Raw genomic sequence first — 8,051 nt, forward strand, 5'->3', positions numbered from 1 at the left:
TATACATCCTCTAAAAGAAATCAAAAATTGTTGAACTGGTCAATATTTATAACTAATGTTCCAGAAAATAAAATTAGTGCTGAGCAAGTATTAACGATTTACAGAGTAAGGTGGCAAATTGAGTTATTATTTAAATTGTATAAAAGCCATATCAGGCTTGATAAGGTAAAAGGAAAGCCATGCAGAGTATTATGTGAACTATATGCTAAATTGTGTGCAATTCTTATATTTCACGGCATAGTTGGTTGCACAGAAGTGAAAAAGAATACAGAACTTAGCTTAACAAAGGCATTTATTGATCTAAAAAGGCGGGTTAGAGAGTTATTTTTAGTATTAACCAAAATTAATAGTTTAAAAGCATTTCTTAAAAAACTCACTATAACTTGGTCGCGATTTTCATTAAAAGACAAACNTAGAAGGGCTAGAGTATCCACTTTAACCTCTCTAAATTTGCTCACAATCTCTTAACTTGACGCGTATGATTATTGAAATATTAAAGAATCTGTTGCATCATCTTAGGCACTTGGTGACTTTAATTTTTTATAGAAAGAAGTTATTCGTAGGTTTAGTAGGGTATGAATGTAGAAAATAAACAGTCTGAAATACTTAGTAATCGTATATTTAAGAAGAGAGATGGCACATCAACAGGTGATCATGGTTGCAAGTATGAAGTAAAATTATTAATGCTGTATCTACTTTATGGGTTAAGTAGTAAAATTGACTTTTGGTTAGCATCAAACATAGAAGGTTTTGGAGCCTTTGATGATATTTTTTTGAGTATAAAGATCAGAAGAACAAATCGAGAATTATCTTGGTTCAAGCTAAACACCGTAACGACCATAGTTCATCAGCGAATATTACTTTTGAAGATGTTTATTGATGGAAACAATAGAAAGCTACAGAAAGAGGATTTCGGGTTAAACAAATATTTTGAATCTCATCCTGAGATTAAGCAAAACCCTGAGTATAAGAACAGTGATATTACACTTGTCATTCATGCTAATGTTAATGTGAACTTAAAAAAAGGTACAGAAAAGCAAGGCAAAGTAGAAACATTAGAGGAGTATCTGGAAGAGTCAAAGTTAACAGATGATAACATTTTAAGTATTTATGAAGGTCACAGAGGAACGTGCTACAAAATAAAAAATCATATTGAACTGAAAAAATACTTCAGTTGCGGCAGTGAAGATGAAATAGAAGATTTTTTACTTAGAATAAGGTTTGTAGTTAATCAACCTAATCATTCAAAATTAGATGATATTATTAAGAAAGAAATAGGGAGTATATACAAAATATCAGGCAAGAAAAATATTGACATGGTTTTTGACTTTGCACGCGGGAAGGTAGAAAAATGGTGGGAACAACAGGGTAGCGAAGTTTCTTATCTAACAAGAAAAGACAATTATTTTAAGGAAGCCATAGAACATCTTTATAGTCTCAAACTTAAGGAAGATCTACCTGAATTTTGGCAAGTCCCTCTCCGAAATTATAACTTTGTCGGCAGAGAAGCGCTGCTAGATAAAATAGAAGAATGCCTGAAAGCTAATGATACAGCAACACTAGTTGCTTGTCATGGAATAGGTGGAATAGGTAAAACACAATTAGCATTAGAATTTATTTGGAGTAAGCTCCAAAAATATAGATGGATAATTTGGCTTGATACACGAGATAGAAATACTTTAATTAACGAGTACATCAAGTTAGGACGTGGACTAAACGTTATTCATGGTTACAGAGAAAACGTTCGTGAAGGAGATCACGCCAAGCATGTTAAGTATTGGCTAGAACACCCTGAACGTGCTGGGTGGCTACTGATATGCGATAACGCTCCTAACTACAAAGATATAGCAGATTTACTTCCTATAGAAGGAGGAAAGATATTATTAACTTCTCGTTATACATTTGGCTGGCCACAACCACAGAACACTATTTCTGTTGATGTTTTTGAACCTGGAGAATCAAGGAGCTACATTTGTAAGATACTAGAAGTGGAAGGAACAAAGCTAGATATAATTCAAGTGGATGCATTAGCAAAGACATTAGGTCATTTACCTTTAGCTTTAGCCCAAGCAAGCGCTTATATAAAGAAAACAGGTATAAATATTTCAGACTATTTGAAATTATATAACGATAGAAAACGAGCTTTATTATCTGATGAAACATTGCTTGAAACATTTCCAGCCGACGCTAATAGAGAGACTGCAGCAATAGTGTATGTTACATGGGACATCACAGTAGAAGCAATAAAAAAAGAATCCTTATTGGCAGCTAACTGGCTTACTGCTTGTGCTTACTTAGATGGTAGTCCTATTCCTCAATCTTTACTAGAAATCTTTGCTGATAATCAAGAAAATAATCCTTCCTTAGAAACTTTCCATGAAGCGTTTGGAATATTAATAAGTTACTCCATGTTAACTACCAAAAAAGATCATAGTATGTTAATACACAGCTTGGTTCAAGAAGTGATAAGGCTAAAGTCAGAGAAAAGTGGAAAAACTAAAGAAGACATAAAGACTGTTTTTCAACTATTACAAAAGGGTTTTCCTTACCACAGTGATAAACTAGAAGATTATGCTAAGAAACGACAATTATTACCACATTTAGAAGCATTTTTATCACACATGGATAATTTGCTAGAAAAAAATTCTTCAGAAAAGCAAACAATAGAAAAGGATTATCTTTTAGATTTGTTAATGTGGATTAATGATGGATACTCTGATTTAGGTAACCCTAAAAGACAAAAGGAGTTGATCGAATGGATTTTACCTATTCTTCAGAGGCATTTTATCCATGATTATGAAATTGCTACACTGCTGGTAAGTCTTGGTATTGCTTATAATGCTTTAGACAATACTCGGAACGCAAAAGAGTTGTTTGAATGGGCTTTACCTATTCTTGAGAAATATTATGGTTCTGATTGTCCTAAAGTTGCTGTTGCACTGACAAACCTTGGTAACGCTTATGAGGATTCGGGTAATCCTCATAAAGCAAAAAAGTTGTTTGAATGGGCTGTACCTATTTTTGAGAAACATTATGGCTCTGATCATCCTAAAGTTGCTGTCATACTGACAAACCTTGGCCACGCTTATGAGAATTTATAGCACTTCTCGCAATAGTCCGAATAGGATAAGATATGTGCTTATGGCTATGGTAGAGCAGTAGCATATTATGATCTGTTCGGATTATTGTAAAAAGAGCTATAGATAATCCCCGGAGAGCAAAAAAGTTGTTTGAGCAAGCTTTAGCAATTCAAGAGAAACATTATGGACTTGATCATTTCGAAGTTGCTAAACTACGGGCAAACCTCGGTCTTGTTTGTTATGTTTTGGGTGATCTTCAGAAAGCAAAGGAGCTGTCTGAACGGGCTTTACCTATTTTTGAGAAACATTACGGTCCTGACCATCTTGAATTTGTTAAACTGTTGTCAAACTTAGGTGTCATTTATTGGGGTCTAGGTCATCATAAGAAAAGAAAGAGGTTACTTGAACTGGCTTTAGCAATCAAAAGGAAACATTACAGGTCTGACCATTTCGAAGTTGCTATACTGCTGGTAAATCTTGGTATTGCTCATAATGCTTTAGGTAGTTCTCAGAAAGCAAGAGAGTTGCTTGAACGTGCTTTACCTATTTTTGAAAAACACTATGGCCCTGATCACCCGGAAGTTGCTAAACTACTGGTAACCCTTGGCATTACTTATGGCATTTTAGGTAAACATAAGAAAAATCAAGAGTTGCTTAAACGGGCTTTACCTGTTTTTAAGAAACATTATGGCCCTGATCATCCGGAAGTTGCTAAACTGCTGGCAGAGCTAGATGATATTTAGGCTTTTAGCAACACTAGATTAATAATCACTTATTTTATAATCACACTTCCAAAACTAACCTGTTTGGATCTTCTATATAATTTTTTATTTTAACGAGGAAAGTTACTGCTCCTTTGCCGTCAACTATTCTGTGATCGTAAGAGAGAGCAATGTACATCATAGGTCTGATTTCTACTGCATTACCAACAGCAACTGGCCTGTTTTGTATTGAATGCATTCCAAGTATTCCAGATTGCGGAGGGTTTATTATCGGAGTGGAAAGAAGTGAACCGTATACTCCACCGTTTGAGATGGTAAATGTTGCACCTTCCATTTCTGATACTTGTAATTTACCCTCACGAGCTTTTTTGCCAAGAGCAACTAAAGTCAACTCAATTTCTGCAAATGACATCTGATCGGCACCACGAATAACTGGTACAACAAGACCTTTATCGGTGCCAACAGCAACACCTACGTCATAGTAATGTTTATATATGATTTCATCGCCTGAGATTTCAGCGTTAATTTCAGCAATTTCTTTCAATGCTTGCACCGCTGCCTTTATAAAAAACGACATAAAACCAAGTTTTATTCCACATTTTTTTTCAAAGGCGTCCTTATATTTTTCTCTTAGATCCATGACATTCTTCATGTCAATTTCATTGAACGTGGTCAGTATTGCAGCAGTATTTTGCGATGCTTTCAAACGAGCGGCAATTACTTGCCTTATTTTGCTCATTTTTACTCGTTCCTCTCTTTGCTCTCCATTTACTACACTTTTTGGCAATTCGTATTGTTTTATTGCAGGCTGTTCTGTTTTGTTTATATGGCCTATTACATCTGCTTTTGTTATTCTGCCTCCCATGCCAGTTCCTTTGACGCTTTCTGCACTGATTGCATTTTCTTCCATAATTTTACGAGCTGATGGAGCATCTTTTTTAGCAGCACTTTCGCTTTTATCTTCTTTTCTCGCTTCCTCTTTTACTTCTCCCATGGAAAGCTTCGCTAACAATTGATCAGGACTTATTACATCATCTTCTTTTATAAGAAATTCAGTTATTTGCCCTGAAGCTTCTGCAGTTAATTCGAGTGCTGTTTTGTCAGTTTCAATTTCAAAGATCAAGTCATCTACTTTTACTGCTTCTCCAATACCCTTCTTTATTTTTACTATACCTTCTGTAACTGATTCACCACCAAGAGTTTGTGGTGCTCTGATTTCTATAATTTTGCTCATAAAACAACTTCCGTATAAAACTTTTTATAGATTTATACATGAAAAGAGACATGTAATAAACTAATAAATTCATTGAGGCTCTTATCATTTAGAAGTGACAAACGGATAACATATTCCCAAATGTCATTCCAGCACGTGACGCTAGGCCATAAAAATTCCTTGACAAGCTTTGTCAGCCCCCATATCATGGTACTGAAGCTATTTATTTATCTTCGCAGTCTGTGCAGGTTAATGACAAAAAACTTAGGGTATTTGGCGTCTCATGTTTAATTTTTCGCACTACGTGCATCGCATGTCTTTAAAAATTTTAGGTTTTTACCTATATAAGCCGAAACGCGCTTACAAAGCGTTTGAGACAGCAAAAAACGTCAAATTGACAAGGGAGAATTTGAATGCTAGCTACTACGTGGTTTCTTTGCCTTTTTTCCTGCTTGGTAAATTTCTTAAACACTTGCGGTGTAGGTTAGTTGCAAGTTAAAAGCAGCTAAATCGCTCTTAATCAAGCGTTTTAGAATAAAAAAAACGCCGATATTTTAGTACATAGTAAATAGCCAACCACCACGGGGCTTCTTTTGCCTTTTTTTTCGCTTGGTAAATTTTTTAATATTTATAGCTAAACGACAACCGTCATCCCGCTGCTTGTTAGCGGGATCTAGAGATACCGTGACGGTATGACGGTTCGCGGTGGTATGACGATAAGGTTTATACCTTGTCATGCAAGTACTAGGATCCAGTAAGCTTATTTATGCATATAAAAGGTTATTATTTTGTAAAGTCAAAGTTGCTTTTGGTTTTAAGTTAAAGTACAATAAATGCAAAGGTTTATATAAACTGGATCCAAGTAGTCAGCTACTTGAATGACATCAGACAAACAATCGTACACATGCTAGTCAAAATGGGTACCAGAGGAAGCAAGCTTGCAGTTGCCCAGGCTTTGGAAGCAAAACAAAAGTTGCTGGATTCTTTTCCTAACTTATCTATTGAAATTGTTAAAATAAAAACTTCTGGAGATAAGTATGCAAACGCAAATCTTGCTGAAATAGGAGGCAAAGGATTATTCATTAAAGAAATTGAGACTGAATTGCTCGAAAATAATATAGACATGGCAGTTCATTCGCTAAAAGATATGCCTGCGTTTTTCTCAGGGGGTTTAACAATTCCTTGTGTTTTAGAAAGGCTAAGTTCATGCGATGTGTTTATTTCTCATAAACACAATAGCCTTGAGTCTTTGCCACAGCAGGCTACTATTGCCACTTCTTCAATAAGAAGAAAAGTTCAATTGTTAAATGTTAGACCAGATTTAAATATAGTACCGCTACGTGGAAATCTAACAACCAGATTGCAAAATCAAAGTTTTGATGGAATAATTCTAGCTGAAGCAGGACTCATAAGATTAGAAAAACATCACTTGATTACAGAGGTATTGCCACCAAAAGTTATGTTAAGTGCAGTGGGGCAGGGGGCGGTTTGTATTCAATGTAGAAGGAATGATGTAAAAATTATCGATCTTTTAGAGAAAATTAATAATAATATGTCTTTTATAGGAGTGAAATCAGAGCGCAGTTTTATGAAGACAGTGAATGGTTCATGTTTTACACCACTTGCAGCTTTGGCTGAATATGTGAGCGAAAATATGCTACACCTTCGTTGTATGTTAGCAAGTGGAAAAAATATATACTTCACTGAGCGCACTTCATTTATAGAAGATGCGGAGAAAATGGGTATGGATGCAGGATTAGAGTTGAAATCAAAATGCTTATAAGCTTACCTAAAGTACGTGGAATCTATCGTTATGATGTCTTAATGTCTAAAGCGACGTGGTTAAATGTTGGTGGACGAGCTGATGTATTATTTAAACCATGTGATATTGAAGATTTAACATACTTGATTAAAAATACTGAACTGCCAGTTAGCGTTATTGGTGCAACATCCAACATAATAGTGCGAGATAGTGGCATTCGAGGAATAACAGTAAAATTAGGTAAGGAGTTTGCATATATTAAAAGTAAGGGTAACAACTCTATTGTAGCTGGGGGAGCTGTGCTGCTCAGCAACCTTGCTCACTTTGCGGGAAATCAGCAGATTAGTGGGTTGGAGTTTCTAGTTGGAATTCCAGGAACAGTTGGTGGCGGAATAGAAATGAATGCAGGTGCATATGGTAGTGATATCGCAGGTGTTGTACAATCCATAAAAGCAGTGAATCTAGAGGATGGAAACCTATATGAGTTCTCCAGCGAAGAAATGGGGTATTTTTACCGTGGACATAGCCTAAAAGGAAATTGGATTTTTGTTGAAGCTGAGTTTAAAGGAGTAAACTCAGAGTATGAGCTTATACTGCAAAGGTTAAAGGAAGTTATTGAGAGGAAAAATAAAAGCCAGCCAATAAGAGGAAAAACTGCTGGGTGCATATTCAAAAATCCAAAAAACTACCGAGCATGGGAGTTAATTGATAAATCTGGCTGCCTAGGGTTAAATATTGGTGGAGCTAGAATCTCTCAGAAACATTGTAACTTCTTGCTCAATTACGATAATGCAACTGCATCTGACTTGGAAAACCTTGGCAACAAAGTAAAAGATGCAGTAAAGGATAAATTTAATGTTGAACTTGAGTGGGAAATAAGGGTTTTGGGTAGCTATTAGATAGTTTTTATAGCTTATGTATATTCGTTCAGGAGAACGGCAAATAAGGTAAACAAGTAATCTAAAAAAATAATCATAGAGAAACCGTGAGGTAATGTGGTTAATCTTGTAGAACTTTGCAAGAATCTAGAGAGAAAAATAGCAAAGTTATACCAATTCTCATTATTAGTGAATCAAATAAGCGATATTGTAGAGTTATAGCATTTCTCATAATAGTCCGAACAGGTCATAGGAAGGCAGAATCAACAGCACGACGAAAGGATTCGAATAGAGGAATGTCTTTCCTGGCTCTGTTTTTTATAGCAAACCAATGATGCTCAATTTTGTTGAAATCTGGAGAATAAGGCGGCAGATACAAAATTTCTGCACCAACCC

General features: G+C 35.5%; 7 protein-coding genes. 5 read left to right on the plus strand and 2 right to left on the minus strand.

Features of this window, described 5'->3' with window-relative positions:
• The 3 genes from OZD68_RS03465 to OZD68_RS03475 all read left to right on the plus strand — a co-directional run.
• The coding region (locus tag OZD68_RS03465; RefSeq protein WP_275008713.1) for a transposase at positions 1–468 on the plus strand (468 nt) is incomplete at its 5' end.
• A 107-nt stretch (positions 469–575) separates the two neighbouring features.
• Complete coding sequence (locus OZD68_RS03470; RefSeq protein WP_182309356.1) at positions 576–3,101, plus strand: tetratricopeptide repeat protein; 2,526 nt, start codon at positions 576–578, stop codon at positions 3,099–3,101.
• Positions 3,102–3,226: 125 nt separating this feature from the next.
• Positions 3,227–3,823 carry a tetratricopeptide repeat protein gene (locus OZD68_RS03475; RefSeq protein ID WP_182309357.1) on the plus strand — a complete coding sequence of 199 codons (597 nt, stop codon included), beginning with the start codon at positions 3,227–3,229 and terminating at the stop codon, positions 3,821–3,823.
• A 40-nt stretch (positions 3,824–3,863) separates the two neighbouring features.
• On the opposite strand, the gene odhB is transcribed toward OZD68_RS03475, so the two are convergent.
• Entirely contained in the window at positions 3,864–5,036 is a 1,173-nt protein-coding gene (gene odhB, locus OZD68_RS03480; RefSeq protein ID WP_182309358.1) for a 2-oxoglutarate dehydrogenase complex dihydrolipoyllysine-residue succinyltransferase, read from the minus strand.
• Between the two features lie 883 nt (positions 5,037–5,919).
• On the opposite strand from odhB, the gene hemC reads away from it, so the two are divergent.
• Positions 5,920–6,798 carry a hydroxymethylbilane synthase gene (gene hemC, locus OZD68_RS03485; RefSeq protein ID WP_182309359.1) on the plus strand — a complete coding sequence of 293 codons (879 nt, stop codon included), beginning with the start codon at positions 5,920–5,922 and terminating at the stop codon, positions 6,796–6,798.
• Entirely contained in the window at positions 6,789–7,676 is an 888-nt protein-coding gene (gene murB / locus OZD68_RS03490; protein WP_182309360.1) for a UDP-N-acetylmuramate dehydrogenase, read from the plus strand. The genes hemC and murB overlap by 10 nt, the downstream gene beginning before the upstream one ends.
• 226 nt (positions 7,677–7,902) lie before the next feature.
• Here the strand turns inward: murB and OZD68_RS03495 are convergent.
• On the minus strand, positions 7,903–8,051 hold a 149-nt coding region (locus tag OZD68_RS03495; protein ID WP_275008740.1), incomplete at its 5' end, for a transposase.

It is taken from the genome of Wolbachia endosymbiont of Drosophila bicornuta (assembly GCF_028982105.1).
In the GTDB taxonomy this organism is placed as follows: domain Bacteria; phylum Pseudomonadota; class Alphaproteobacteria; order Rickettsiales; family Anaplasmataceae; genus Wolbachia; species Wolbachia pipientis.

What these genes read in the sequence shown, in the direction of transcription:
- OZD68_RS03470 (WP_182309356.1), top strand. Translation starts at nt 576, where the DNA reads ATGAATGTAGAAAATAAACAGTCTGAAATACTTAGTAATCGTATATTT.
- odhB (WP_182309358.1), bottom strand. Translation starts at nt 5,036, where the DNA reads ATGAGCAAAATTATAGAAATCAGAGCACCACAAACTCTTGGTGGTGAA.
- hemC (WP_182309359.1), top strand. Translation starts at nt 5,920, where the DNA reads ATGCTAGTCAAAATGGGTACCAGAGGAAGCAAGCTTGCAGTTGCCCAG.
- murB (WP_182309360.1), top strand. Translation starts at nt 6,789, where the DNA reads ATGCTTATAAGCTTACCTAAAGTACGTGGAATCTATCGTTATGATGTC.